Origin of the sequence: Microbacterium sp. NPDC057944 (assembly GCF_042887445.1) — a bacterium.
Taxonomy (GTDB): Bacteria; Actinomycetota; Actinomycetes; order Actinomycetales; family Microbacteriaceae; genus Microbacterium; species Microbacterium natoriense.
Window position 1 is genome coordinate 1,574,449 of sequence record NZ_JBHVPJ010000001.1, and the last position, 26,304, is coordinate 1,600,752.

At 70.1% G+C, this 26,304-nt stretch carries 21 protein-coding genes; 15 read left to right on the forward strand and 6 right to left on the reverse strand.

Annotated features, from left to right (window positions below):
* Nucleotides 1-107 precede the first annotated feature (107 nt).
* On the reverse strand, nucleotides 108-1,529 hold the full coding sequence (locus tag ACFVRO_RS07085; RefSeq protein ID WP_386950781.1) for a dicarboxylate/amino acid:cation symporter: 1,422 nt from the start codon (nucleotides 1,527-1,529) through the stop codon (nucleotides 108-110).
* A gap of 129 nt (nucleotides 1,530-1,658) precedes the next feature.
* The gene (locus ACFVRO_RS07090; RefSeq protein ID WP_105672920.1) at nucleotides 1,659-1,991 is read right to left on the reverse strand and encodes a hypothetical protein; all 333 of its coding nucleotides are present in this window, start codon (nucleotides 1,989-1,991) and stop codon (nucleotides 1,659-1,661) included.
* 96 nt (nucleotides 1,992-2,087) lie between these two features.
* Here ACFVRO_RS07090 and ACFVRO_RS07095 point away from each other — a divergent pair, with 96 nt between their 5' ends.
* Nucleotides 2,088-2,450, forward strand: a complete 363-nt coding sequence (locus ACFVRO_RS07095) for a YbjQ family protein (protein WP_386950784.1) — start codon at nucleotides 2,088-2,090, stop codon at nucleotides 2,448-2,450.
* Between the two features lies 1 nt (nucleotide 2,451).
* Here the strand turns inward: ACFVRO_RS07095 and ACFVRO_RS07100 are convergent, their stop codons facing one another.
* Nucleotides 2,452-2,682: a helix-turn-helix transcriptional regulator gene (locus ACFVRO_RS07100; RefSeq protein ID WP_341941271.1), complete on the reverse strand. Its 231-nt coding sequence runs from the start codon at nucleotides 2,680-2,682 to the stop codon at nucleotides 2,452-2,454.
* Nucleotides 2,679-3,404 carry a hypothetical protein gene (locus tag ACFVRO_RS07105; protein ID WP_386950786.1) on the reverse strand — a complete coding sequence of 242 codons (726 nt, stop codon included), beginning with the start codon at nucleotides 3,402-3,404 and terminating at the stop codon, nucleotides 2,679-2,681. Before ACFVRO_RS07105 ends, ACFVRO_RS07100 begins: the two co-directional genes overlap by 4 nt.
* A 258-nt stretch (nucleotides 3,405-3,662) precedes the next feature.
* Here ACFVRO_RS07105 and ACFVRO_RS07110 point away from each other — a divergent pair, with 258 nt between their 5' ends.
* The 9 genes from ACFVRO_RS07110 (at nucleotide 3,663) to ACFVRO_RS07150 (ending at nucleotide 16,065) form a co-directional block, all read left to right on the forward strand.
* On the forward strand, nucleotides 3,663-6,191 hold the full coding sequence (locus tag ACFVRO_RS07110; protein WP_386950789.1) for an ATP-dependent Clp protease ATP-binding subunit: 2,529 nt from the start codon (nucleotides 3,663-3,665) through the stop codon (nucleotides 6,189-6,191).
* 425 nt (nucleotides 6,192-6,616) lie between these two features.
* The gene (locus ACFVRO_RS07115) at nucleotides 6,617-8,065 is read left to right on the forward strand and encodes an aldehyde dehydrogenase family protein (protein WP_386950792.1); all 1,449 of its coding nucleotides are present in this window, start codon (nucleotides 6,617-6,619) and stop codon (nucleotides 8,063-8,065) included.
* Between the two features lie 293 nt (nucleotides 8,066-8,358).
* Nucleotides 8,359-10,224 (forward strand): FAD-dependent monooxygenase, encoded by a 1,866-nt coding sequence (locus ACFVRO_RS07120; RefSeq protein ID WP_386950796.1) that lies wholly within the window; start codon nucleotides 8,359-8,361, stop codon nucleotides 10,222-10,224.
* A gap of 136 nt (nucleotides 10,225-10,360) precedes the next feature.
* The gene (locus tag ACFVRO_RS07125) at nucleotides 10,361-11,362 is read left to right on the forward strand and encodes an amidohydrolase family protein (RefSeq protein ID WP_386950799.1); all 1,002 of its coding nucleotides are present in this window, start codon (nucleotides 10,361-10,363) and stop codon (nucleotides 11,360-11,362) included.
* A 28-nt stretch (nucleotides 11,363-11,390) separates the two neighbouring features.
* Entirely contained in the window at nucleotides 11,391-12,407 is a 1,017-nt protein-coding gene (locus tag ACFVRO_RS07130; protein WP_386950802.1) for a hypothetical protein, read from the forward strand.
* Nucleotide 12,408: 1 nt separating this feature from the next.
* A complete protein-coding gene (locus ACFVRO_RS07135; RefSeq protein WP_386950805.1) occupies nucleotides 12,409-13,074 on the forward strand; it encodes an RraA family protein in 666 nt (221 codons plus the stop codon).
* Nucleotides 13,075-13,079: 5 nt separating this feature from the next.
* Entirely contained in the window at nucleotides 13,080-13,733 is a 654-nt protein-coding gene (locus ACFVRO_RS07140) for an RraA family protein (RefSeq protein ID WP_386950807.1), read from the forward strand.
* Nucleotides 13,730-14,368, forward strand: a complete 639-nt coding sequence (locus tag ACFVRO_RS07145) for a 4-carboxy-4-hydroxy-2-oxoadipate aldolase/oxaloacetate decarboxylase (protein ID WP_105672910.1) — start codon at nucleotides 13,730-13,732, stop codon at nucleotides 14,366-14,368. The genes ACFVRO_RS07140 and ACFVRO_RS07145 overlap by 4 nt, the downstream gene beginning before the upstream one ends.
* A 35-nt stretch (nucleotides 14,369-14,403) precedes the next feature.
* Nucleotides 14,404-16,065: an FAD-dependent oxidoreductase gene (locus ACFVRO_RS07150; RefSeq protein WP_386950810.1), complete on the forward strand. Its 1,662-nt coding sequence runs from the start codon at nucleotides 14,404-14,406 to the stop codon at nucleotides 16,063-16,065.
* A 759-nt stretch (nucleotides 16,066-16,824) separates the two neighbouring features.
* Here the strand turns inward: ACFVRO_RS07150 and ACFVRO_RS07155 are convergent.
* Both ACFVRO_RS07155 and ACFVRO_RS07160 read right to left on the reverse strand, forming a co-directional pair.
* Nucleotides 16,825-18,201, reverse strand: a complete 1,377-nt coding sequence (locus ACFVRO_RS07155) for an aldehyde dehydrogenase family protein (RefSeq protein WP_386950813.1) — start codon at nucleotides 18,199-18,201, stop codon at nucleotides 16,825-16,827.
* 48 nt (nucleotides 18,202-18,249) lie between these two features.
* Complete coding sequence (locus ACFVRO_RS07160) at nucleotides 18,250-19,416, reverse strand: PucR family transcriptional regulator (protein WP_386950816.1); 1,167 nt, start codon at nucleotides 19,414-19,416, stop codon at nucleotides 18,250-18,252.
* A gap of 142 nt (nucleotides 19,417-19,558) precedes the next feature.
* On the opposite strand from ACFVRO_RS07160, the gene ACFVRO_RS07165 reads away from it, so the two are divergent.
* From ACFVRO_RS07165 to ACFVRO_RS07185, 5 genes are all read left to right on the forward strand, one after another.
* Nucleotides 19,559-21,172 carry a thiamine pyrophosphate-binding protein gene (locus ACFVRO_RS07165; RefSeq protein WP_386950818.1) on the forward strand — a complete coding sequence of 538 codons (1,614 nt, stop codon included), beginning with the start codon at nucleotides 19,559-19,561 and terminating at the stop codon, nucleotides 21,170-21,172.
* Nucleotides 21,173-21,350: 178 nt separating this feature from the next.
* The gene (locus ACFVRO_RS07170) at nucleotides 21,351-22,031 is read left to right on the forward strand and encodes a FadR/GntR family transcriptional regulator (protein WP_386950821.1); all 681 of its coding nucleotides are present in this window, start codon (nucleotides 21,351-21,353) and stop codon (nucleotides 22,029-22,031) included.
* 115 nt (nucleotides 22,032-22,146) lie between these two features.
* Nucleotides 22,147-23,196 carry a pyridoxal phosphate-dependent aminotransferase gene (locus ACFVRO_RS07175; protein ID WP_386950824.1) on the forward strand — a complete coding sequence of 350 codons (1,050 nt, stop codon included), beginning with the start codon at nucleotides 22,147-22,149 and terminating at the stop codon, nucleotides 23,194-23,196.
* A gap of 185 nt (nucleotides 23,197-23,381) precedes the next feature.
* The gene (locus tag ACFVRO_RS07180; protein ID WP_105672903.1) at nucleotides 23,382-25,151 is read left to right on the forward strand and encodes an iron ABC transporter permease; all 1,770 of its coding nucleotides are present in this window, start codon (nucleotides 23,382-23,384) and stop codon (nucleotides 25,149-25,151) included.
* Nucleotides 25,152-25,171: 20 nt separating this feature from the next.
* Complete coding sequence (locus tag ACFVRO_RS07185) at nucleotides 25,172-26,290, forward strand: ABC transporter substrate-binding protein (RefSeq protein WP_223585873.1); 1,119 nt, start codon at nucleotides 25,172-25,174, stop codon at nucleotides 26,288-26,290.
* Nucleotides 26,291-26,304: the final 14 nt, after the last annotated feature.

Consider the following 26,304-nt stretch of genomic DNA (forward strand, 5'->3'; position numbering starts at 1 on the left):
GGCGCTTGCGTGGTCTGCGGTTCGTGAGGAGTTGTGAACCGCTCAGACACGAGAGCGCCCCACCCCGCGGACGGGATGGGGCGCTCTCGCGTGCGATGGGCGAGCCGTCAGCTCGCGGCGACCGGCTGCTTGTTCGACGAGGCGTCCGCCTCGGGGGAGTCGTCGCCCGAATCGTCGGCGAAGGGCAGGCCCTCGCGCGGCGCGTTGTAGAGCTCCTCGTCGAGGATGCCCTCGCGCTTGGCGACGATGGTCGGCACGAGCGCCTGACCGGCGACGTTCACCGCGGTGCGGCCCATGTCGAGGATCGGGTCGATCGCGATGAGCAGGCCGACGCCGGCGAGCGGCAGGCCGAGCGTGGAGAGCGTCAGCGTGAGCATCACGATGGCGCCGGTGGTTCCGGCGGTCGCGGCCGAGCCCACCACCGAGACGACGATGATCATGATGTACTGCCACCACTCCAGCTGGATGCCGAAGAACTGCGCCACGAAGATCGCGGCGATGGCCGGGTAGATCGCGGCGCAGCCGTCCATCTTGGTGGTCGCGCCCAGCGGCACGGCGAAGGACGCGTAGGAGCGCGGCACGCCGAGGTTGCGCTCGGTCACGCGCTCGGTGAGCGGGAGGGTGCCGATCGACGAGCGACTGACGAAGGCCAGCTGCACGGCCGGCCACACGCCCGAGAAGTACTGCCTGATCGACAGGCCGTTGGTCTTGACGATGATCGGGTAGACCACGAAGAGCACGAGGGCGAGGCCGATGTAGATGGCGATGGCGAACCATCCGAGCGAGGCCAGCTTCTCCCAGCCGTACTTGACGACGGCGGCGCCGATGAGGCCGAAGGTGCCGAGCGGGGCGATGCGGATGATCCACCACAGCACGCGCTGGATGACCTTGAGCAGCGACTCGGTGAAGGCGAGGAAGGGCTCTGCCTTCTTGCCCGCCTTGAGCGCGGCGATGCCCACGGCCACGGCGACGACGATGATCTGCAGCACGTTGAAGCCGATGCTGGAGGTCGCGCTGCCCGACTCCGCGTCGACCGAGGTGCTCACGGTGAGGCCGAGGAAGTTCTGCGGGATGAGGCCCGTGAGGAAGTTCCACCAGGTGCCGACCGTGTACGGGTCGCCCTCCTGCAGGCCCTCGCCCGCGCGGGATCCTGGTTGGATGATGAGGCCGAGGCCGATGCCGATCACCACGGCGATGAACGCCGTGTAGGCGAACCAGAGGAGCGTCTGCCCCGCCAGGCGCGCGGCGTTCTGCACGCGGCGCAGGTTCGAGATGCTCGCGACGATCGCGGTGAAGATCAGCGGGATGACGGCGGCGCGCAGCAGCGTCACGTACGAGCCGCCGATCGTGTCGAGGGTCGCGGAGAGGCCGTTCGGCGCCTCGGCGGTGGCGCCGAGGTTGCGGGCGACGAGGCCTGCGACGATGCCGAGGACGAGGGCGGCGATGATCTGGAAGCCGAACGAGGTCAGCAGCTTCCGTACGGGACCGCGGGTGTCGGGCGCCTTCGCGGCGCGGGCGGTGGTGCTCATGTGGGGGGACTCCAGGAATGACTGCGTGCCGAGTGCACGCCATAGCCTCAACGCTAGGAGCGCCTGTGAATTCCCTGGGTGGATGTGACGAAGCATGACGGATGCCGGCGGCATCCGTCATGCCCGGCGTCAGGTCGTGCACTCCTCGAAGTTGTCCTTGAGGATCTTGACGGTGAGGTCGCGGTCCTCGACGCTGGACGCCTGGTCCTTGCCCTGCGCGATGTAGCTGAGGGTCTCGTTGCTGAGCTTCGAATCGAGCAGGTAGCCGGCGAAGCAGGCCGCGGCGTCCGCGTTCACCTGATCACTCATGCTCTGCGAGGTGTAGTAGTCGATCAGTCCGTCCGTCAGCTGCTTCTCGGTCGGTCGGCTCGCACCGCAGGCGGCGAGGGAGAGGGCGAGGGCGGCGACGGGCAGCGCCATCAGCACGCGTGCGGGGGTGCGCAACTTCCGGTCCGGATTCATGGCCTCCACCGTACGCGTTCCGGCGCCGGATCAGAGGGCGGCGGGCGGAGAGAACTGCCCATACCCCGGGGAGGGCGCCTGTGGCACCATGTGGTCATGTTCATGGTGACGACGAACGACATCCCCGGCTACCGCATCACCAACGTGCTCGGGGAGGTCATGGGCATCACGGTCCGCTCGACCGACTTCGGGCAGGGGTTCACGGCGGGTTTCCGGGCGCTCGGCGGCGGGGAGATCCCCGAGTACACGCAGATGATGTACGAGAGTCGCCAGGTCGTGATGAGCCGCATGTGGGCCGAGGCGCAGCAGCGCGGCGGCAACGCGATCGTCGCCATGCGCTTCGACGCCGGGTCGATCGGCACCTTCAGCGAGATCTGCGCCTACGGGACGGCCGTGGTGGTGGAGCCGGTCGGGGCGCCGCCCGCACCGCCCATCGTCCCGCAGCAGCCGGCGGTGTGACTCAGGCCATCACGAGCAGCTCGCCGACCTCGCACTGCAGCGCCTCGCAGATCGCCCGCAGCGTCGAGTAGCGGATGGCGCGTGCGCGGTCGTTCTTGAGGACCGACAGGTTGACGATGCTGACGCCGACCTGCGCGCTCAGCTCGGTGAGGGTCATGCCGCGATCGGCGAGCAGCTCATCGAGTCGGCAGTGGATGCCGGTGAACTCGTCGTCGCTCTCGGCCGGGGTCACACCAGCCCCTCCGTCTCCTTCTCCAGCTGCTCCTTCTCGCCCTGCAGTCGACTGCCGTGGCGGAAGATCGCGGCGAGGGCGAAGCATCCGACGCCCACGGCGAAGGGCCAGACCGGCACGCTGAGCTCGAAGGGGATGAAGGCGTCGTCCGTCTGCGGTAGAGCCTGTGCGGCGACGGTCATCCCGACCTGACGGAGGATGCCGCCGATCACCGCCGTCGTCATGACGATGATCGCGGTCGCGACGAAGACCCGGGGGACGGTCGCGTCGAACGGGGCGCCGAGCGCGGCGCGCTGCGCGGCCACGTGGATCGCCCATGCGATCGAGGCGGAGCAGACCAGCAGCAGCACGCCGGAGATGAACATCAGGATCTGCGCGCCCACAGGCGGGTCCACCACGGCGCCATAGCAGTCCAACTCCGTCCCACCTTCGGCGCCTGCGAAGTCGCAGTTGTCCGGTGTGGAGGCCTTCGCGCGGTCGAGCACCGGCTGGTCGAGGGAGATCGTCTTCATGGTGAGCGCCTGGAACACGGCGAGGAGCACGCCGGCCCCGCACAGGAGCACCCAGCCGAGGCTGAGCCGGTCGACCACGTCGAGGACGAGGGTGTTGCGGCGCCGGCGGTGGGAGCTCGCGACGCTCATCGCGACGACTGCTCCGACGATCAGCAGCCCGACGAGCAGGGTCAGCAGAGCCCCGCCCAGATTCTCCGCGGTGAACGTCATCAGACCAGCCCTCTCTGCGCCCGACGGGACATCCTTCCGCCATAACGACTATCGATATTATCGATTTTCGTTAAGGTATCGGATGCTGGTCCTCCCGTCAACGGACGCCCTGCGCGACGGCATCCGCTCCACCCCGTCACCGACCGCCACGGGCGGTATGCCCACGGCGAACACGGGCATACCGGCTCGATGTGGTGGTTACTCTCGATGTACAAGCGCTTCACGCGTCTTCGCCCCGTGCGAATAAGGAGTCACAGCATGTTCGAGAGATTCACGGACCGAGCCCGTCGAGTGGTCGTCCTCGCCCAAGAAGAGGCGAAGATGCTCAACCACAACTACATCGGCACCGAGCACATCCTGCTCGGCCTCATCCACGAGGGCGAGGGCGTCGCCGCCAAGGCGCTCGAAAGCCTCGGCATCTCCCTTGACGCCGTCCGCGAGCAGGTTCAGGACATCATCGGCCAGGGTCAGCAGCAGCCGACCGGCCACATCCCGTTCACGCCGCGCGCCAAGAAGGTGCTCGAGCTCAGCCTCCGCGAGGCCCTGCAGCTCGGCCACAACTACATCGGCACCGAGCACATCCTGCTCGGCCTCATCCGCGAGGGCGAGGGCGTCGCCGCCCAGGTGCTCGTCAAGCTCGGCGCCGACCTGAACAAGGTGCGCCAGCAGGTCATCCAGCTGCTGTCCGGCGCCCCCGGTCGTGAGCCCGCCGCCGTCGGCGCGCAGACCAACGACTCGCAGGCCAGCGCCCAGGGCGGGTCGGCGGTGCTCGACCAGTTCGGCCGCAACCTCACGCAGGCCGCGCGCGACAACAAGCTCGACCCGGTCATCGGGCGCGAGAAGGAGGCGGAGCGGGTCATGCAGATCCTCTCTCGTCGCTCCAAGAACAACCCCGTCCTCATCGGCGAGCCCGGCGTCGGCAAGACCGCCGTCGTCGAGGGACTGGCGCAGGCCATCGTCAAGGGCGATGTCCCCGAGACGCTGAAGGACAAGCAGCTCTACTCGCTCGACCTCGGCTCGCTCATCGCCGGTTCCCGCTACCGCGGTGACTTCGAGGAGCGCCTGAAGAAGGTCACCAAGGAGATCCGCACGCGCGGCGACATCATCGTCTTCATCGACGAGATCCACACCCTCGTGGGTGCGGGTGCCGCTGAGGGTGCGATCGACGCCGCGTCGATCCTCAAGCCGCTCCTCGCCCGTGGAGAGCTCCAGACCATCGGCGCCACCACGCTCGACGAGTACCGCAAGCACTTCGAGAAGGATGCTGCGCTCGAGCGCCGCTTCCAGCCGGTGCAGGTCAACGAGCCGACGCTGCCGCACACGATCAACATCCTCAAGGGTCTGCGCGACCGCTACGAGGCGCACCACAAGGTGCAGATCACCGACGGCGCACTCGTGGCCGCGGCGAACCTCGCCGACCGCTACGTGTCCGACCGCTTCCTGCCCGACAAGGCGATCGACCTGATCGACGAGGCCGGTGCGCGTCTGCGCCTCAGCATCCTGTCGTCGCCGCCCGAGCTGCGCGAGTTCGACGAGAAGATCGCCGCTGTCCGCGAGCAGAAGGAGCTGGCCTCCGAGGAGCAGGACTTCGAGAAGGCGGCTTCGCTGCGCGACGAGGAGAAGAGCCTCCTCGCGGAGCGCCTGCGCCTCGAGAAGCAGTGGCGTTCGGGTGACGTCGCGACCTCCGCGGTCGTCGACGAGGGCCTGATCGCCGAGGTGCTCGCACAGGCCACCGGCATCCCCGTCTTCAAGCTCACCGAAGAGGAGTCCTCGCGTCTCGTCTTCATGGAGAAGGCCCTGCACCAGCGCGTCATCGGTCAGGAGGAGGCGATCGCCGCCCTCTCCAAGACGATCCGCCGCCAGCGCGCCGGCCTCAAGGACCCGAAGCGTCCCTCCGGCTCGTTCATCTTCGCCGGCCCCACGGGCGTCGGAAAGACCGAGCTCGCCAAGGCGCTCGCCGAGTTCCTGTTCGACGACGAAGCCGCCCTGATCTCGCTCGACATGAGCGAGTTCGGCGAGAAGCACACCGTCTCGCGTCTGTTCGGAGCCCCTCCCGGGTTCGTCGGATTCGAAGAGGGCGGCCAGCTCACCGAGAAGGTGCGTCGCAAGCCGTTCAGCGTGGTCCTGTTCGACGAGATCGAGAAGGCCCACCCGGACATCTTCAACTCGCTCCTGCAGATCCTCGAAGAGGGTCGTCTCACCGACGGTCAGGGTCGGATCGTGGACTTCAAGAACACGGTCATCATCATGACCACCAACCTCGGTGCACGCGACATCGCGGGCGGTCCCGTCGGCTTCCAGATCGAGGGCAGCAACGCCACGACCTACGAGCGCATGAAGGGCAAGGTCAACGAGGAGCTGAAGCGTCACTTCAAGCCCGAGTTCCTGAACCGCGTCGACGACATCATCGTGTTCCCGCAGCTCAACAAGGAGGAGCTGGTGCAGATCGTCGATCTGTTCACCAAGCGCCTCGGCGAGCGGCTGCTCGACCGCGACATGACGATCGAGCTGTCGCAGGCCGCGAAGGAGCGTCTCATCGAGATCGGCTTCGACCCGGCCCTCGGCGCTCGTCCGCTGCGTCGCGCGATGCAGCACGAGATCGAGGACCGTCTGTCGGAGAAGATCCTGCACGGCGAGCTCAACTCCGGCGACCACGTCAAGGTGGATGCCGCGGACGGCGAGTTCCAGTTCGAGCACGGTCCGCGAGGCGAGAAGGTCGCGGTCGGTGTGACCACCGGCGGCGAGATCTCGGCCACCCCCGACCTGGCGGTCGCCAGCGGGGAGTGACCTCCCGATGAACGAAGGGGCGGATGCTGCGGCATCCGCCCCTTCGTCGTCCCCGGGACAGCCCGTGGATCTCCGGCGCCGGGCACGGCTTCGGAGTGCGGCCTCGGGCACCGTTTCGGAGTGCGGCTCCGGGCACAGTTTCGGAGTGCGGCTCCGGGCACAGTTTCGGAGTGCGGCGGTGACACGCCGGTGTCGGGTCTGTGGACGCGGCGTGTCGGATGCCGGGTCCGAAACTGTGCTCACGAGGGGGAACCGTGCTCACGGGGGGAGCCGTGTGCGAGAGGCGGACCCCGGGCGGACGGGCCAGACGAGAGGTGTGCGACACCGTGTCGTGCGGGCGGGGTCCGGATTCGTGCGGAGGGTGGAAGTGGCGGCGTCGGTCAGCGGCTAGCATCGCAGGGACTTCGATCGAGCAGGAGGGTGCGATGGCGCACTGGGAACCGCGCGCAGCGGACGGACGCATCTTCTCCGGCGGCTGGCGCGAGCCCGGCGGCGGCACGGCGTCGGTGATCTCTCCCGGCGACGGCCTGCCCGTCGGCACCGTGGGCATCGCCGACGACGCGGATGTCGAGCGCGCAGGTCTCCTCGCCGTCGACGCGCAGCGCGAGTGGGCGCGGTCGTCGTACCGCGTCAGAGCGGGCGTGCTCAGCCGGGCCGCCGAGGCGCTGCGCGAGATCCGCGCCGACGTCGAGTACCTGCTCGTGCGCGAGAGCGGCTCCCTGCCGAGCAAGGCCAGCCACGAGGTGAGCAAGGCGATCGACGAGCTCGTCGAGGCCGCGAGCCTGGTGACGATGTCGCAGGGCGACGTGCTCCCCGTCGACGACCCCACGACCCTCGGCATCGCCCGCCGCATCCCCGTCGGGGTGGTCGGCGTGATCGCGCCGTGGAACGCCCCGCTCATGCTCGCGATCCGTTCCGTGGCGCCGGCGATCGCCCTCGGCAACGCCGTGATCGTGAAGCCCGACGTCAAGACCGCGTTCTCGGGTGGCGCCGTGATGGCCGAGATCTTCGAGAGGGCGGGGCTGCCGGACGGCATCCTGCACATCCTCCCCGGTGGACCCGAGACCGGCGAGGCAGTCGTGCGCTCCCCGCACACGAACGTCATCTCCTTTACCGGGTCGTCCGCCGCCGGCCGCCGCGTCGGCGAGGTCGCCGGCGGCCTGCTCAAGCGGGTCATCCTGGAACTCGGCGGCAACAACGCGTTCATCGTGATGGCGGACGCCGACCTCGACCTGGCCGTCGCCAGCGGCATCGGCGGCTCCTTCCGGCACCAGGGGCAGATCTGCATGGCGACCGGTCGGCACCTCGTGCACGAGAGCATCGCCGACGAGTACGTCGAGCGGCTGCGGGCCGCGGCATCCGCCCTGCGCCTCGGCGACCCGCTCACCGACGGCACGACCCTCGGCCCGCTCATCACCACCGCCCAGGCGGAGCGGGTGCAGGGCATCGTCGACCAGGCCGTCGCCGACGGCGCGCGGGTCGTGCACGGCGGCACCCACGAGGGCGTCTTCTTCGCGCCGACGGTGCTGGACGGAGTGGATGCCGCGAACGCGGCGTTCCAGAGCGAGATCTTCGGCCCCGTCGCGCCGGTGACCCGGTTCGCCACGGAGGCGGAGGCACTGGCCCTCGCGAACGCGAGCGACTACGGCCTCTCCGCCGCGATCCACACGCGCGACATCGCCCGCGGCCTCGGCTTCGCCTCCCGGCTGCGCGCCGGCATGGTCGCGCTCAACGGGCAGACGATCTACGACGCCGCGCACATCCCCATGGGCGGGATCGGCGCCTCCGGCAACGGCGGGCGGCACGGCGGCCACTGGAACCTGGACGAGTTCACCTACTGGCAGTGGGTGACGGTCCCGACGATCTCAGACTGAGACCCGGTCTGCGGACGGAGAGGGCGAGTCGCGCCGAGGGGGTCGACTCGCCCTCTTCCGTTGTCCCGCGAGGGGCGTTTCGTCTCGCTGCGCTCGCTCAACGACCGGGGGCGCTCGCTCGACGACCGAGGAGCTGCGCTCGCTCAACGACCGGGGCTGCGCTCGCTCGACGACCGAGTGGGCGGATGTGCGACATCGTGTCGGAGTCCGGGCCCGACTTTCGCGCCGCGGTCACGTATCGGGCGGGAATCCGCGAAATCTAGCCTGGGATTCCCGCAGTCGAGGAGGAGTCCGTGTCCGCATCCGTCAAGAGCCCCCGTGCCCCGCTGTCGCCGCTCGGCGACGACGCCTGGCCCGACTCCGTCGAGGTCCTGATCATGGGCGGCGGTCCTGTGGGCATGTCGTGCGCGATCCTTCTCGCCCAGCGCGGCATCGACGTGCTGCTCGCCGAGCGCCGCGACTTCGTGTTCCGCTTCCCCCGCGCGCACCTGCTCAACCCGCGCACCATGGAGGCGTTCCACGACATGCGCGTGGCCGACGACATCTACGCCGCCACCCCCACGCACGACCGCTGGCGCAAGGCCGTCTGGTACACGACCGCGACCGGCCCCGGACGCTTCGACGGCATGAAGATCGGCGAGGTCCCCGCCTGGGGCGGCGGACCGGATGCCGAGCGCTACCGCTCCTCGAGCCCCCGGGCCTTCGCCAACATGCCGCAGCTGCGACTGGACCCTCTCATCCACCGCCATGCCGTGGCCGCGGCCCCCGGTCGCATCCGCAGCAGGCAGGAGGTCGTCGGCATCGAGCAGGAGGCGGATGCCGCCGTCGTCACGGTCCGCGATCTGGAGTCGGGGGAGCTGCGCACCGTGCGCGCCCGCTACGTCATCGCGGCGGACGGCGGCCGCGACAGCGCGGTCCTGCTCGGCGTCGAGATGGAGGGCCCGCGCGACATGCGCGAGGTCGTCAACTACCACGTCAGCATGGACCTCTCCGCGTGGTCGGAGCCCGATGCGCTGCTCGGCCACTTCATGCACCCCGCCGGGGGAGCTCGCCGCCGGGGCACGATCCAGGCGCTCGGCCCGACGCACTACAACCGCGACGCGGAGGAGTGGCTGGTCTCCGTCGCCGCCTGGATGGTCGAGGGCGACCCCGACGACGAAGCGGCGCTGTTCGCGTCGATCCGCCGCATGCTCGGCCTCGCCGACGATCACGAGATCACCATGCACTCGATGACGCGCTGGAGCTATGACGCGCTCGTCGCGAAGCGCTTCCGCGAGGGGCGCGTGTTCCTCGCCGGCGACGCCGCGCACAAGCATCCTCCGACCGGCGGGCTCGGCCTCAACAGCGGCATCCAGGACGCGCAGAACCTGTGCTGGAAGCTGGCAGCGGTGCTCGATGGTCAGGCGACGGATGCTCTGCTCGACAGCTACCAGGCCGAGCGGAGGCCCACGGTCGCCTGGTACACGGCGCACTCGCTCGAGAACGCGAACCGGCATCCTCCGATCGCCGAGGCCCTGGGCTTCACCGACGACGAGGCCGAGGGCTTCCGCAGCCTCGAGGTCTTCGTGAGCGACACCCCCGAGGGGGCGGCGATGCGCGAGCGCGTGGCCGCGGAGGTCGGGCACAACGCCCACGACTACAGCCAGCTGGGCGTCGAGGCCGGGTACCACTACTGGGCGGGGGCGCTCGTGCCCGACGGCACCCCGGTGCCCGGTGACCCGTCGGATCCGGTGACGTTCCACGCGACATCGCGCCCGGGGCACCACCTTCCGCACGTGTGGCTCGCGGGGCAGGAGCGGGTCTCCTCGCACGACCTGATCGCCCCCGTCGGCCTGACGCTGCTCACCTCGGCATCCGCCGCTGAGCGGTGGACGGATGCCGTGGCCGCCGTCGAGACGAGCATGCCGATCACCGTCGCGGTCATCGCCAACGACGACGAGGGCTGGGCCGTCGCCCGGCAGGTCGCCGCCGACGGCGCCCTCCTCGTGCGGCCCGACCGCAAGGTCGCGTGGCGTGCGTCGGCTCTTCCCGAGGACGCGGCATCCGCCCTCTCGTCCGCGCTCGCCGTGATCCTCCGCGGCGGCGATGCCCCCGCCGACGACCCCGCCGAGCCCTATCTGCGTCGCATCCGCGCCGCGGCCGACGTCCTCGTGCGCTGAGCCCTCAGCGGCGATCCGACACCGTGTCGGATCGCCGCGGAGGAGTTTCCCGCAGCCCGCCGATCCCCGCCGCTCGCCGCTTCCGTAGCGTCGGAAGCGCGACGCGAACCCGCACCACCCTTCTGAAGGAGCCCCCGTGATCATCGACGTCCACGGCCACATGACCGCCCCGGATTCCTATTACGCGTGGAAGGCGTCGCTGCTGGCGGCCCGCGGATCGCACGGCGGCAAGCCCCCTGTGATCAGCGACGACGAGCTCATCGCCTCGTACCACGCGCCGCACCCGAGCTTCGGTCACGTGTCGCACCTCGACCACATCGACGGTGCGGGCATCGACCTGCAGCTGCTGTCGCCGCGCCCGTTCCACGCCATGCACTCGGAGCGTCCGACGAAGATCGTCGAGTGGTTCACGGCCGAGACGAACAACATCATCCACCGCACCGCCGAGCTGTTCCCCGGACGCTTCCGCGGCATCGCCGGCATCCCGCAGAGCCCGTACCTCACGGTCGAGCAGTGGCTGCCCGAGCTGCGCCGCGCGGTCACCGAGCTCGGCTTCGTCGGCGCCATGGTGAACTCCGACCCGTACGAGGGCACCGAGGTGCCGCCGGCGATGGGCGAGCGCTACTGGTACCCGCTGTACGAGGCGCTGTGCGAGCTCGACGTCCCGATGCTGCTGCACTCGGCAGGGTGCAAGTACCCTGCTCGCGAGCCGTACAGCCTGCACTTCATCCAGGAGGAGACGGTCTCGGTCTGGAGCATGATCCAGGCGAACGTGTTCGCGGACTTCCCCGACCTCAAGGTCATCGTCGCCCACGGGGGCGGAGCGATCCCGTACCAGATGGGCCGCTTCCTCCCCTCGGTGGTGCGCACCGGGGTCTCGTACCTCGACAAGCTCCGCAACTTCTACTTCGACTCCTGCCTCTACACGCAGGACAGCCTGGAGCTGCTCATGAAGGCCGTCGGCACCGACCGCGTGCTGTTCGGCTCGGAGAAGCCGGGCACCGGTTCGCAGATCGACCCCGCGACCGGTCGCTGGTTCGACGACATCCATCTGCTCATCGACGACATCGAGTGGCTCGACGCCGACCGTCGAGCCGACGTGCTCGAGAACAACGCCCGCAGCCTCTTCCGGCTCTGAGCATCCGCACTTCGAGAAGGGATCCATCATGACCGAGATCGTCGCCGGATTCGGCACCTCGCACGGACCGCAGCTGAAGGCCGCGCCGCCCGCGGCCTGGGAGACTCGCGGCACCGCCGACCGCCGCAGCAAGGGACTCAAGTTCCGCGGGGGCACCTACTCCTTCGAGGAGCTCGCGGCGCTCCGCGAGGACTTCTCCGCCGAGATCACGCACGACGTGATGCAGCGCCGATGGGACAGCTGCCAGGCGTCGATGGACGACCTGTCGCGCTTCATCCACGAGCAGCAGGTCGACGTGCTCGTCATCATCTCCAGCGACCACAAGGAGACCTACGGAGACGAGTGGCTCGCGCCGTTCTCGGTCTTCTGGGGCGACGAGGTCGCGCACGTGCCCTACACGCAGGCGCAGCTCGACGAGATGGCGCCCGGTCTCGCCGAGGCCGCCCTGGGCGATGTGCCCGACCGCACCGTCATGCGTCCGACCCACCGAGGTCTCGGCAAGCACATCATCCAGTCCACGCAGGCAGACGACTTCGACACGGGCGCCACCGAGGTGATCCCCGCGGGCCGCTACGAGAACCACACGATCCCGCACGGCTTCGGCTTCATCTACCAGCGCTTCATGGGCCAGGAGTCCACGATCCCGATGGTGCCGATCTTCATCAACACCTTCTGGGAGCCGAACCCGCCGAGCGCCAAGCGCTGCTACGACTTCGGCCGCGCCGTCGGCCGCGCCATCCAGTCGTTCCCCGGAGACCTCCGCGTGGGCGTCGTCGCCTCGGGCGGCCTCAGCCACTTCGTGATCGACGAGAAGCTCGACGGCGAGTTCATCCAGGCCATGAAGGACCACGACGCCGACTACCTGACGTCGGTCCCCGCCGGCGAGATGATGTCGGGCGCATCCGAGCTGCGCAACTGGATCGCCGTCGCCGGCATCGCCGACGAGGTCGGGCTGAACGTCACGCGCGTCGACTACGAGCCCTGCTACCGCACCGAGGCGGGCACCGGCAACGCCATGGGGTTCCTGACCTGGGAGCGCCCCTGAGATGACCGCATCCTCGGAGATCGTCGCGGCGCTGCGGAAGCTCGACAGCTGCGCCGTCTCGGACGCCCTGGACACCCTGGGGCTGCCGGGGGCGGTGACGCCGCTGCATCCGATGTGGCCGGCGGGCCGCACGGTCGCCGGTCGGGTGCGCACGGTGACCGCCGCGCCCAAGGCCGCGGCCGGGCCGGCGACCCACATCGCCACCCCGCTCGTCGCGATCGCCGAGCCCGATGACGTCGTCGTCATCGACAACCACGCCCGCACGGACGTGTCGTGCTGGGGCGGCCTCCTCGCGGAGGCTGCCGTGCAGCGCGGCGTCGCCGGGGTGATCGTCGACGGCGCCTGCCGTGACGTGCAGGAGAGCGAGGCCCTCGGCCTCGCGGTCTTCGCCCGCGCGGCCGTGCCCGTGAGCGCGCGCGGCCGCATCGTGCAGCAGGCGATGGACGAGCGCATCCAGGTCGCCGGCGTCTCCGTCGCCTCGTTCGACTACGTGATCGCCGACGTCAACGGGGTCGTGTTCGTCACGGCATCCGACGCCGAGCGCGTGATCGCCCTCGCCCAGCGCATCGTCGACCGCGAGGCGCGCATGGCGGATGCCGTGCGCAGCGGCCGCGACGTGAGCGAGGTCATGCACGACTCCCAGTTCCCCACCGTCACCGCGGAGTGAGAAGAATGACCGACACCCTCATCGAGCGGTTCGCCGCCCTCGGCACCGCCACCGTCTCCGATGCGCTCGACCGGCACGCGCGCCCCGGCAGCCTGCTCGGCATCGCGCCCCTCGCCGACGGCCAGCGCATGACCGGTCGCGCCTTCACCGTCCGCTACGTCAGCGCGCAGGTGCCCGCCGGCACCGTCGGCGACTTCATCGACCAGGTCGAGCCGGGGCAGGTCGTCGTGCTCGACAACGACGGACGCGTGGACTGCACGGTGTGGGGCGACATCCTCACCGCCGTCGCGCACCACCGCGGCATCTCCGGCACCGTGATCGAGGGCGTCTGCCGCGACACGCACCGCGCCCTGTCGATCGGCTATCCGATCTACAGCCGCGGGCGCTTCATGCGCACCGGCAAGGACCGGGTCGAGGTCGCCGAGGAGCAGGGGCCCGTCACGATCGGCGGGGTCACCGTGCGGCCGGGCGACATCCTGATCGGCGACTCGGACGGCGTCGTCGCGATCCCGCAGGACATCGAGGATGCCGTGCTGGAGACCGCGGAGATGATCCACGCCCGCGAGGAGTCCATCCTCGCCGCGGCCCTCGGCGGCGCCTCGATCGCCGAGGCGCGGGCGCGGTTCGGCTATCACGACCTCCAGCGGGCCGAGCAGTGATCGATCCGGACGCGGATGCCGCAGAGCTGCTGCGCCTCGGCACCGCCACCCTGTACGAGGCCTCGCGCAGCGACTGCTTCCTCGACGCGGCGTTCCGCCCGGCGTGGGACGGCGCGCAGCTCGTCGGCAGGGCCGTGCCCGTCTCGGCCCAGGCGGGCGACAACCTCGCACTGCACCACGGCATCGCGGCCGCCGGCGACGGCGACGTGCTCGTGGTCGACGGCGGGGGAGCCCCCTTCGGCTACTGGGGAGAGGTCATGGCGGTCGCGGCGCAGGCGCGCGGCATCCGTGGGCTGGTGATCGACGGCGGCGTGCGCGACACCGTGCAGCTCGCCGCGCTCGGGTTCCCCGCGTTCAGCACCGCGATCTCCATCCGCGGCACGATCAAGCAGTGGCCGGGAACGGTCGGGCTGCCGATCACGCTGCGCGGTCGCGTCATCCGCCGTGGCGACGTGATCGTCGCCGATCGCGACGGCGTCATCGCCCTCCCGGTCGACCGCTACGACGAGGTGCTCGCGGCATCCCGAGAGCGCGCGGAGAAGGAGGACGCCTACATGGCGCGCCTCCGCGAGGGCGAGCTGACCCTCGACGTGTACGACTTCCGGCGCCTCGGCGCGCCGATCACCCCGGCCTGAGAGCGCGCCGGTCACCCCGGCCCGAGAGGGAGAACATGACCCAGGAACTGGACGCCGACGTCCTCATCATCGGAGCGGGCCCCGTCGGCCTCGTCGCCGCCCTCGACCTGTCGGCCCGCGGCGTCTCCGTGATCGTCGTCGAGCAGCGCGAGTACCTCGAACCGCCGAACGTGAAGTGCAACCACGTCGCCTCGCGCACCATGGAGGCCTTCCGCCGCCTCGGCCTCGCCGCCGAGGTCCGCGCGGCCGGGCTCCCCGCCGACTACCCGCAGGACGTCGCCTTCCGCACCGCCCTCACGGGGCGCGAGCTCGCCCGCATCCCGATCCCCGCGAGCGGAGAGCGGTACACGTCGACCGTCGGGCCCGACACCTCGTGGAACACCCCCGAACCCCCGCACCGCATCAACCAGACCTTCCTGGAGCCGATCCTCGCGCGGCACGCGGCGGAAGCCCCCGGTGTCACGCTGCTCAACCGGACCCTGTTCCACACGCTCTCGCAGGACGAGGAGTCCGTGTCGATCGTCGTCTCCGACCTCGACGGCGCGAACGAGCGCACCCTCCGCGGACGCCACCTCATCGGCGCCGACGGCGGACGCTCGAACGTGCGCAAGCAGATCGGCGCGACGCTCAGCGGCGACCCGGTGCTGCAGCACGTGCAGTCCACCTGCATCCGCTCCGCCGACCTGTACGCGCGCATGACCGCGGACGAGCCGCGCGCCTGGGGGTACTACACCTTCAACGCGCGCCGCCTCGGCCACGTGTACGCGATCGACGGTCGCGAGACCTTCCTCGTGCACACGTACCTGTCACCCGACGAGGCCGCAGCGGAGGGATCGGTCGACCGGGATGCCGCGATCCGCGCGATCCTCGGCGTCGACGACGACTTCGCGTACGAGGCCGTCTCCAAGGAGGACTGGGTGGCGCGGCGCCTGCTCGCCGACCGGTTCCGCGACCGCCGCGTGTTCCTCGCCGGAGACGCCACGCACCTGTGGGTCCCGTTCGCCGGGTTCGGCATGAACGCCGGCATCGCCGACGTGCTCAACCTCACGTGGGCGCTCGGCGCGCACCTGAACGGATGGGCGGATGCCGGCATCCTCGACGCGTACGAGGCCGAGCGTCGCCCGATCACCGAGCAGGTCTCGCACTTCGCGATGAACCACCAGCAGAAGCTCGCGAAGCCCTCGCTGCCCGACGCCCTGGAAGACGACACGGAGGAGGGCGCCGCGGCGCGGGCGTCCTTCGGCGCTGCCGTGCATGCGCTGAACGAGCCGCAGTTCGCCGCCGCGGGGCTCAACTACGGCTACGTCTACGACGCCTCGCCGATCATCGACTACGACGGCGAGGAGGCCCCCGGGTACTCGATGGGCGCGTACACGCCGTCGACCGTGCCCGGATGCCGTGCCCCGCACTTCCGCCTCGCCGACGGGACCTCGTTCTACGACCTGCTCACCAGCGGCTACACGCTCGTCGCCCGGCCGGGGGCCGACGGCGCCGCGCTCGCCGCGCTCGCCGCTGGGGCAGAGCGCCGCGGCATCCCGTTCGCCGTCGTCGACGGGTCCACCGCTCCCGCCGAGTACCGCTTCCCGCTCACGCTCGTGCGGCAGGACCAGCACGTGGTGTGGCGCGGCGAGGGCGCGGATGCCGCGGCATCCGCCGAGCTGTGGGACCTGCTCCGCGGCGCGGTCGCCGCGCGCTGAGACGCTCTCCCTCGGTCGTTGGGTAAGCCGAGTCCCGAGCGTTGAGGGAGGGAGCTTCGCACGTGGGGGTCCTCCCTCGCGACTCGCACGCTCGGGACTCCCCGCGCGCTCGGGACTCGACGCATGCTCGGGACTCGACGTGCTTTCGCGTGTTCGGGAGGAGAAGTCTTGTTCGGGAGGAGTCTTGGCGGGGATGTCTCCTCCCGAGCGTGAGTTCTCCTCCCGAGCGTGCGATGGGGGGCTCGCCTCGGGGTTGGACGTGTTTTCGCGTGTTCGGGAGGAGAAGTCTTGTTCGGGAGGAGTCTTGGTGGGGATTCCTCCTCCCGAGCGTGAGTTCTCCTCCCGAGGGTGAGTTCTCCTCCCGGGCGTGCGACGGGGGCTTGCCTCGGGTTTGGACGTGTTTTCGCGTGTTGGGGAGGAGAAGTCTTGTTCGGGAGGAGTGTTGGCGGGGATTCCTCCTCCCGAGTGTGAGTTCTCCTCCCGAGCGTGTGATGGGGGGCTTTGCCTCGGGGTTGGATGTGCTTTCGCGTGTTCGGGAGGGGAAGCCTTATTCGGGAGGAGTCTTGGTGGGGATTCGTTCTCCCGGGCGTGCGTTCTCCTCCCGGGCGTGCGACGGGGGCTTGCCTCGGGGTTGGACGTGTTTCGCGTGTTCGGGAGGAGAAGTCTTGTTCGGGAGGAGTCTTGGCGGGGATTCCTCCTCCCGAGCGTGAGTTCTCCTCCCGAGCGTGCGTTCTCCTCCGCTAACGGGAGGCGGAGCGGTCAGCGGCGGATGACCTTCGTCGCGGCCATCGCCTTCAGCCCCTCGACGCCGAACTCGAGGCCGTAGCCCGAGGCCTTCGTGCCGCCGAAGGGGATGGAGGGGTCGACGCCGCCATGCTGGTTGATCCACACGGTGCCGGCGTCGAGGCGCTCGGCGACCGCCGCGGCGGCATCCGCATCCGCTCCCCAGACCGAGGCGCCGAGTCCCTGCTCGGTGCCGTTGGCGCGGCGGATCGCGTCGTCCACGTCGGAATAGCGGATGACGGGGAGCACCGGGCCGAACTGCTCCTCGGCGACGACCGCGGCATCGTCGTCGACGTCGGCGACGATGGTCGGGCGGTAGAAGAGCGGTCCGAGCTCGGGTGCGGGTTCGCCGCCGGTGACGATGCGGGCTCCGCGGTCGCGGGCGTCGTCGACGAGTCGCGCGACGATGTCGAACTGCGCGGGGTTCTGTACGGGGCCGAGCCTGTTCGACTTGTCGTGGCCCGAGCCGATCGGCGCCGCCTCGGCCCTGGCTGCGAGGGCGGCGACGGTCTCCTCGTACACGGAGTCGTGCACGTAGAGGCGCTTGAGCGCGGCACACACCTGCCCGGTGTTCATGAACGCGCCCCAGAACAGGGTGTCGGCGACGGCCTCGACATCCGTTCCCGGCAGCACGATGCCCGCGTCGTTGCCGCCGAGCTCCAGGGTGAGGCGCGCGAGGTTCGCCGCGGAGCTCTCGACGATGCGCCGCCCGGTGGCGGTCGATCCGGTGAACACGATCTTCGCGATGTCGGGGTGCGAGGCGAGGGCGGCTCCCACCTCGCGGTCGCCGGAGACCGCCGTGACGACCCCGGCCGGAAGGTGGCGGTTCAGGATCTCGACGAGGGCGAGGACGCTGAGCGGGGTGTTCTCCGAGGGCTTGATGACCACGGTGTTGCCCATCCGCAGCGCGGGGGCGAGGTGCCACACCGCGATCATGACCGGGAAGTTCCACGGACCGATCGAGGCGACGACGCCGAGAGGCACGTAGTGCAGCTCGGCCCCCGCGCCCAGCTGCTGCGGTTCGAGCACGGTGTCCGCCGCGCCGCGGAGCCAGTGCGCCGCGCCGTGCGCCTCTCCGGCTCCGGCGACCTTGCCCTGCTCGTGGGTGATGATCTCGCCGAGCTCGTCGGCGTGCGCGTCGATGTCGTCGGCGGCGAGGCGCATCAGCCGCGCGCGCTCGGCGTGCCCGAGGGCGGCCCAGGCGGGCTGCGCTGCGGATGCCGCGGCGATCGCCGCGTCGAGATCGGCGACGGTCTGCACCGGGGCGTGGCCGACGACCTCGCGGGTGGCGGCGTCGAGGATCGGGCGGCCGAGGGCGGGGTCGGCGCTGACGGTGGTGAGGAGGGCGTTCATGTCTGGTTCCTTCCCCCGGCGGTCGCCGGGTGGGGCGTGCGGATGGGGTCAGCGGAGCCCGGCGAGCGTCGCCACTCGCAGGGCGGTGTGCAGTTCGCGGCGGACGAAGCCGTCGGCGAGATCGACGTCGGCGATGGCGCGGACGCGGTCGAGCCGGTAGTACAGCGTGCTGCGGTGCACGTGCAGCTCCTGGGCGGTGCGCTGCGCGTCGCAGCCGAAGTCGAGGTACGCCTCCAGGGTCTGGGCGAGGTCGGGACCGGACTGCGCGTCGAGGATGCGCTGCACCGGCTCGGGGAGGTCGCCGAGCGCGAGCTTCTCCAGCGGGAGCTGCAGCAGCACCCTGTCGAGTCCGAGGTCGCTCCAGTGCACGACGCGTCCCCTGGTCGGATCGATCGCGGCCCCCCGTGCGGCGATGCGCGCTTCGCGTCGGGAGCGGTGCGCCTCGGCGAGCGGTGCGTGCGCGCCGCCGACCCCGGCGCGAAGGCCGGTGAACGCCGGCTGCGCGAGGAGGGCGGTGAGGCGCTCGTGGTCGATCTCGTAGGGGACGACGAGCACGGCCTCGCCGTCGACCACCGTGCCGACGGCCTTCAGGGTGGGGAAGACGGGGATGCCGGAGAGCGCACGATCGAGCACGAGCCGCAGGGCGGCCGAGCCCGGATCGACGGTCGGCGGCGCCGAGATCGTGATGACGGTGTAGTGCGGCACGGGGGAGATGAGGCCGCCCGTGAGCAGCTCGTCGGCGGCCCTCGTCCGCTGTTCGGCATCGCCGTCGAGGAGGGCGGTGAGGAGTCGGAGCGCGCGGTCCTCGTCTTCCCTGTTGCCGAGAGCCATCGCGGCGAGGGTCACGCCGATGCGGTCGCGGGAGGAGCGGATGACGTCGTCTTCGGCGAGCTCCTCGTCTGGTGTCTCCTCGGGGATCGTCGAGGAGACGTAGCCGACGAGATGTCCGTCGTGCCGCACGGGGGCGACGTGCCTGGTCAGACCGCCGTCCATCGGGGGGATGCGGACGGGGCCGTCGGCGTGGCCGACGCGGTACTCGCGGATCGACTCGCGCGCACGGGAGGAGCCCTTGTGCGCGAGGATGATCGCGAGCCTGGCGTGGTCGACGTCGCGGTCGTGCACGCTGAAGGCGATGACGTTGAAGTCGACGTCGAACACGATGATGGGTCGTCCGAGTCGGTCGGCGTACGCCTGGACCTGTCCTTCGAGATTCATCGTCCACCTCTCCGTGCGCCGCGATGCGCATCTCTTCTGTTCCTCCGCGCCGTGGATCGGATGCCGGAGAACCGGCCGACTTGTCGCACAGCGGAGGTTAGATCTATATTCATTATAGTCAATTACACGAGAGGCGACCAGTATGGCGAAGATGACAGGCGGCGACGCGCTCACCCAGGCTCTGATCAGCGAGGGGACCGACACGGTGTTCGGCATCCCCGGAGTCCAGCTCGACGGCCTCACCGACGGCATGTACCGCCGCCAGGACGAGGTGCACCTGATGGTGCCGCGGCACGAGCAGAGCACCACCTACATGGCAGACGGCTATCACCGCGTCACCGGGCGCCCCGGCGTCGCGATGGTGGTCCCCGGACCCGGCGTCCTCAACGCGGGTGCGGGCATGGCCACCGCCTACGCGTGCTCCTCGCAGGTCATGCTGCTCGCCGGCACCATCCCGTCGACGCTCGTCGGCTCGGGTCTCGGGGCCCTGCATGAGATCCCGAAGCAGAGCGAGACCATCGAGGGGCTCACCAAGTGGACGGCACGGCCGACGCGCGCCGAGGAGATCCCCGAGCTCGTGCACGAGGGCTTCCGGCAGATGCGCACGGGGCGGCCCCGTCCCGTCGCGCTCGAGCTCGGCCCCGACCTCCTGCACGCCGAGATCGACGTCGAGGTGGGGGAGCCGTTCGCCGTCGAGGCGCCGGTCGCACCGGAAGGCGGGGTGGCCGAGATCGCCGCGCTGCTGCGTGCGAGCCGCCGACCGGTCATCCACGTGGGCGGCGGCGTCCGCGGACAGCGCGCCTTCGAGCTGCTGTCGCGCCTCGCCGAGCTGCTCGACGCGCCCGTCGTGATGAGCGAGAACGGCCGCGGAGCCATCGACGCGCGCGACCCGCACGCGCTCCCAGCGTTCTCCCTGTGGGAGCTGCGCGAGTCGGCGGATGCCGTCGTCTCCTTCGGCAGCCGCTTCCTCACCCCGTTCGGTCAGCAGCTGAACATCGGCGAAGCCCGCCTCGCGCTCGTGAACGTCGACCCCGACGATCTGCGCGCTCCGCGTCGCCCCGACATCTCCGTGAACGCCGACGCCACCGCCGTGCTCGCGGCCCTCGTCGAGCGGCTGCAGCCGCAGGAGGGCTGGGGTGCGGAGATCGCCCGCCTCCGTGCGGAGGGTGAGGCCCGCGTCCGCGAGCAGGTCGCTCCGCAGATGGCGTTCGTCGACGCGATCCGCGCCGCACTGCCGGCCGACGGCATCTTCGTGAACGAGCTCACCCAGATCGGCTACGTCTCCACCTACGGCTTCCCGGTGCAGGCGCCGCGCTCCTACGTGTGGCCCGGCTATCAGGGCACGCTCGGCTACGCCATGCCCACGGCGCTGGGCGCCGCGGTCGGCGCGGGCAACCGCCCCGTGGTCGTCGTCACCGGCGACGGCGGCATCGGCTGGTCGCTGCAGGAGTTCGCCACGGCCAAGAAGTACGGCATCCCGCTCATCACGGTGCTGTTCGAGGACAGCAGGTTCGGAAACGTGTGGCGCATCCAGCGCGACACCTACGGGGGGCGCTTCATCGGCTCCGACCTCACGAACCCCGACTTCGAGCTGCTCGCGATGGCGTTCGGCATCGACTTCTCGCTCGCACAGGATGCGGATGCCGTGCAGCGCGCGATCGGCGAGGCGATCCTGAACGGGCGACCCGCCGTGATCAAGGTGCCCGTCGACGTGTTCCCGTCGCCGTGGGGATTCATCCACGAGCGCAAGCACTGACCCATGACGGCGGGGTCCGGTCGCGCCGGTCCCCGCCGTCTCCGGGGTGTCATGGACGCTCCGGAACAGAGGGTGATCAATATAATCGATCGCCGGGTGCGCGCTCCGTCTGCGTGCGTCTACTGTGTAGACACGCGTGCGCTCGGTGCGTCGTCACGGGAAACGAAGGGGGTGCGCGGTGTCGCAGATCACGAATGCCGCCGTCGCGGTGCAGGTCGCCCGCGCGCTGGAGCAGGAGATCACGACGGAGGCCTGGAAGCCCGGTCACTTCATCGGGCGGCGGCAGGAGCTCTCCGCGCGGTTCGGCGTCGCCCCGGCCACCCTGGGCGAGGCCATCCAGCTGCTGCGCTCGCGGGGCATCGTCGACGCCAAGCCCGGCCCCGGCGGCGGCATCTTCGTCGCCGACCGCTCGCCGTTCACCCAGCTCAGCGATCAGCTGCTGCGGCTGCGGGAGAGCACGGCGACCGTGACGAACTGCCTGCGGGTCCTCGACGCGCTGGACAGCACGATCCTGCACGACGCCGTAGAGTTCGCCACGGATGCCGACATCGCCGAGGTGCAGCGCTGCGCCGACGCGCTGAAGGCCGCGTGGGGCACGGCGGAGGCGTCGAACGCAAACTGGGCGCTGCACGCGCGCATCGCGCGCATCACTCCGAACGAGCTGCTCCGGAGCCTCTACACGAACCTCGTCGACTACATCATCGTGGAGGAGCTGGAGGGCGCGACGGCGCCGACCACGCCCGAGCGGCTGCAGACCCATCTCGACTTCGCGACCGCCGTCGCTCGTCGCGATCATGCGCTCGCCTCGTCGGCGGTCGAGCGTCACCGCGGCTCGTCGATGGCGGCCGTCCTGTCCTGAAATTCCGGGCTTCCCGAGCCTGAGATCCGCCCCTGGAGGGTTGACAGGGGAGGTCCGTTTCAATAATGTTCATATTCAATATTGATAATTGCCCTCGCCCCGAGGAGGCGCCCCTATGACTCTCGAGTTCCGCAGCGTGATCGACAAGATGCTGGCCGCTCCCAACCGTCCTGCCCGCGTCTCCCTGCCCCCCATCCGGCTCTCCCAGAACGAGATGCCCTGGGAGCCGGCGCCGGTGATCGTCGACGCCATGGAGAAGGCGGCCCGCTCGACGCACCGCTACCCCGACTACCACCGCACCGCCGCCCGTGCGGCCGTCGCCGACGCCATGGGGCTCGACGTCGAGCGCATCGCGATCGACAACGGCTCCGGGTCGCTGCTGCACGGACTCGCCCGCCTCGTGTGCGAGCCCGGCGTGCACGGCGTCTACTGCTGGCCCTCCTTCGAGGCCTACCCCGCGGCCCTCGCGCTCGCCGGCGCCCAGAGCACCCCCGTGGCCCTCGCCGAGGACGGCGCGATGGACCTCGCGGCGATGGCCGCCGCGATCACGCCCGAGACGCGCATCGCGTACCTCTGCAACCCGAACAACCCCACCGGCGGGTTCGTCGACGCCGACGGCATCCGCTCCTTCCTCCGCGACGTGCCGTCGACCGTCCTCGTCGTGCTCGACGAGGCATACCGCGAGTTCGTCACCGCCGAGCCCCTCGAGGCGACGACCGCTCTGCTCGACGAGTTCCCCAACCTCGTCATCCTGCGCACGCTGTCGAAGTCACACGGACTCGCCGGCATCCGCGCCGGGTACGCGGCCGCCTCCCCTCGCATCGCCGAGGCGCTGCGCCGCACCTCCGTCGGCTTCGCGCTGAACAGCGTCGCCGAGGCTGCGGTCATCGCCGCGTTCAGCCCAGCGGGTGAGGCCGTCGCCGCCGAGCGCATCGCGGTGATCGTCGCGGAGCGGGAGCGGATGCAGGAGGCGCTGCGCGCCGGCGGGGTCTCGTTCCTGCCGAGCCAGTCGAACTTCCTCTTCGTGCACGGCGACGCCGACGAGCTGCTGGAGCGCTTCGAGGCGCATGGTGTGCTCGCCCGGCCCTTCCCGCACGCGGGGGGCGTGCGCGTCACCGTCGGCCTCCCGGCCGAGAACGACGCGGCACTCGCCGCCCTGCTCTGACCCTCGCGGCTCGATGCCGACCCCCGTCCGACACAGTGTCGGAGGCGGGGGAGAGGACTTCGGAGCCGCCGCCGAAGAACCGTCCACCCGACGGTTCGTACGCTGACAGACATCACGAACGCCGCGGTTCGGACCTGAACCGGACCGCGGCGCAGACCCGCACAGTGTGCGCGAAGGGAACGGCAGTGACTGCGACGATCGATTTCGAGCGCGACCGGCGTGCATCGCAGCGCCGGGCGGTCACCGGCGGCACGCTGTGGGCCGTCTTCATCGCCGCGCTCACCCTGATCTTCGTGTTCCCGGTGTCGATGATCGTGATCGGCGCCTTCCGCGACGGACTCCCGTCCGACAACATCCCGTTCACGATCGGCGGCCTCGTCGAGGCGTTCCAGGACCCGACGACCTGGTCGACGATGGGGAACTCCGTGATCCTCGTGCTCGTCTGCGGCACGATCTCGGTCGCCGGCGGCGGGCTGTTCGCCTGGGTCGCCGCGAACACCAACGTCCCCGGCCGCAAGCTCCTCACTCCGCTCATGGCGGTGAACCTCTTCGTGCCGCCGCTGTTCCACACGCTCGGCTGGATCATGCTCGGCAACGCGCAGAACGGTCTCATCAACCAGTTCGCCCGGATGCTCGGCGCCACGGAGCCGTTCATGAACATCCAGGGCTGGGGCGGCCTGATCCTGCTGATGTCGCTCGGCTACATGCCCTTCGCGTACCTGCTCATGCTCGGCGCGTTCAAGAACCGCGACCAGTCCCTCGACGAGGCGGCGGCGATCAGCGGCGCCGGCGCGGTGCGGACGTTCTTCACGATCACGCTCCCCTCGGTCGGGCCGGCGATCACAGGCGCGGCCATCCTCATCGCCGTCCTCGTGTTCCAGGCGTTCGACAGCCCCCAGCTGATCGGCCGTCAGGCGAACATCTTCGTGTTCTCCACGCAGATCTACCACTACGTGCGCGACCAGGCTCCGGCCGAGTACACCAAGGCGTTCGCGCTCTCCCTCGTTCTCATCGTGCTCGTCCTCGCCCTCTTCGTCGCCCAGCGGTGGCTGCTGCGCGGTCGCAGCTTCACGACCCTCACCGGCAAGACGTCTCGTCGCGAGCCGCAGGAGCTGGGCCCGGTGCGCTGGGTGTTCACCGCCCTGATCGTCGTGTTCATGCTGCTCAACCTCGTGCTGCCGCTGTTCGCGATGATCCTCGGCAGCCTGCAGCCGATCTTCGGGGTCATGAGCACCGGCCTGACCTTCGACAACTACGTCGAGATGCTCACCGACCCGGTGTTCAGCTCCAGTCTCGCGCTCACGGCATGGCTGGCCGTGATCGGCGGGTTCGGCTCCATCGCGATCGCCATGCTCACCGCGTACGTCACGGCACGCCGCACCGGCTTCATCCGCTCGTATACGTCGTTCGCGGTGTGGATCCCGTGGGCGCTCCCCGGTATCGTGCTGGCGCTCGCCTACATGTTCGCGGTGCTCTACGTGCCGGCGTTCCGCGGTCTCTACGGCTCGGCCTTCCTCATGACGCTCGTGCTCATCGTGGCGACCATCCCGGTGTCCAGCCGCATCGCGGAAGGCGCTCTCGCGCAGCTGTCGCCGGAGCTGGAGGAGGCGGGCCGCACCTCGGGCGCCGGATCCTGGCGGGTGCTGCTCTCGATCGTGCTGCGCCTGGTCATCCCCAGCTTCCTGTCGGGCTGGTTCCTCTCGGCGCTGTTCATCTCCGGCAACCTCGCCGTGCCGATGCTGCTCGCCCCGCCCGGACTCCAGCCCGTCTCGCTGACCGCGTTCCAGCAGTTCCTCCAGGGCAACATGTCGCAGGGCGCCGCCCTCTTCATGATCATCCTCGTCGCGGCCATGGCCGTGCTCGCGATCGCCGCGCTCTCCCTGAAGCTCGGCACGCGACTGCGCGGACGCACAGGCGCCGCGCCCGCAGTCCCCCTCACCCGCATCACACCCTGACACACCCGAGAGGCAGAATAATGACGTTCTCCCGCAAGACAGCACGGCTCACCACGGCTCTCATCGCCGTCGGTGCGCTCACCGCCCTGACCGCCTGCTCGTCGGGCGGAGCCGCAGCCAAGCCCGACAAGCCGATCGAGGTGCCCGGCGCGACCGCCGACGGCAACGCGTACATGAACGAGCTGTACGACAAGGCGGTCGCCGACGGCAAGACCGACATCGTCCTGTACGGCCCCAGCGTCTCGGCGCAGAAGGACCTGTTCAAGGTCTTCACCGACCGCTTCCCCGGCATCAAGATGGTCCAGCAGGACCAGCCCGATGCGCAGAGCATCACCAAGATCGAGGCCGAGGCCCAGAGCGGCAGCAAGATCGCCGACATCTACGACGGCGGAGAGTCGCCGCAGGTCGCCGCCGAAGACGGCATCTGCACCCAGGCCGACGTGCGCACGGCGCCAGACGGCTTCGAGATCCCCGGCGACTTCGACGGCCGGCTGACCTACTACGCGATGCGCTACTTCGTCTTCGTCTACAACACCGACATGGTCAAGGAGGACGAGGCGCCGAAGAACTGGGACGACCTGCTCGACCCGAAGTGGAAGGGCAAGATCACCGTCGGCGACCCGACGGTGCCCGGCGGCATCCGCTACATCCTCACCTCGCTGATGGTCCCCGAGAGCGAAGACACCTGGGGCAAGCCGTACATCGAGAAGCTCGCCGCGCAGGACGTGCAGTTCGCGCAGTCCGAGCCGAACGTGCCCGCGGACGTCGCGAGCGGCCGGTTCCCGATCGGCATCGCCGTGTACCAGGGCTTCTACGAGGACGTGAAGGAGAAGGGCGGCCCGATCGCCGCGGTCTTCCCGCTCGACGACGGCGGCAACTTCATGTCGCGCACCGGCATGTGCATCATCGACAAGAGCCCGCACCCTGACGCCGCGCAGCTCTACATCAACTGGCTCTACTCGCCCGAGGGCCAGCAGGCGCTCGCCGAGAAGAACCGCTCCTACGGCTGGACCCCCGAGGCCCCCGGCCCCGAGGGCACGCCGCCGCTGAACGAGCTCAAGCGCGTCCCGTTCGCGAACTCCGACCCCGAGTTCAACCAGCCCTACTTCGACTTCATCACCGAGCAGTTCACGAAGTAGCACCCCTTTCCCGA

Coding starts and splice junctions, on each gene's coding strand:
- ACFVRO_RS07085 (WP_386950781.1), bottom strand. CDS start 1,529: ATGAGCACCACCGCCCGCGCCGCGAAGGCGCCCGACACCCGCGGTCCC.
- ACFVRO_RS07090 (WP_105672920.1), bottom strand. CDS start 1,991: ATGAATCCGGACCGGAAGTTGCGCACCCCCGCACGCGTGCTGATGGCG.
- ACFVRO_RS07095 (WP_386950784.1), top strand. CDS start 2,088: ATGTTCATGGTGACGACGAACGACATCCCCGGCTACCGCATCACCAAC.
- ACFVRO_RS07105 (WP_386950786.1), bottom strand. CDS start 3,404: ATGACGTTCACCGCGGAGAATCTGGGCGGGGCTCTGCTGACCCTGCTC.
- ACFVRO_RS07110 (WP_386950789.1), top strand. CDS start 3,663: ATGTTCGAGAGATTCACGGACCGAGCCCGTCGAGTGGTCGTCCTCGCC.
- ACFVRO_RS07115 (WP_386950792.1), top strand. CDS start 6,617: ATGGCGCACTGGGAACCGCGCGCAGCGGACGGACGCATCTTCTCCGGC.
- ACFVRO_RS07130 (WP_386950802.1), top strand. CDS start 11,391: ATGACCGAGATCGTCGCCGGATTCGGCACCTCGCACGGACCGCAGCTG.
- ACFVRO_RS07135 (WP_386950805.1), top strand. CDS start 12,409: ATGACCGCATCCTCGGAGATCGTCGCGGCGCTGCGGAAGCTCGACAGC.
- ACFVRO_RS07140 (WP_386950807.1), top strand. CDS start 13,080: ATGACCGACACCCTCATCGAGCGGTTCGCCGCCCTCGGCACCGCCACC.
- ACFVRO_RS07150 (WP_386950810.1), top strand. CDS start 14,404: ATGACCCAGGAACTGGACGCCGACGTCCTCATCATCGGAGCGGGCCCC.
- ACFVRO_RS07155 (WP_386950813.1), bottom strand. CDS start 18,201: ATGAACGCCCTCCTCACCACCGTCAGCGCCGACCCCGCCCTCGGCCGC.
- ACFVRO_RS07160 (WP_386950816.1), bottom strand. CDS start 19,416: ATGAATCTCGAAGGACAGGTCCAGGCGTACGCCGACCGACTCGGACGA.
- ACFVRO_RS07165 (WP_386950818.1), top strand. CDS start 19,559: ATGGCGAAGATGACAGGCGGCGACGCGCTCACCCAGGCTCTGATCAGC.
- ACFVRO_RS07175 (WP_386950824.1), top strand. CDS start 22,147: ATGACTCTCGAGTTCCGCAGCGTGATCGACAAGATGCTGGCCGCTCCC.
- ACFVRO_RS07185 (WP_223585873.1), top strand. CDS start 25,172: ATGACGTTCTCCCGCAAGACAGCACGGCTCACCACGGCTCTCATCGCC.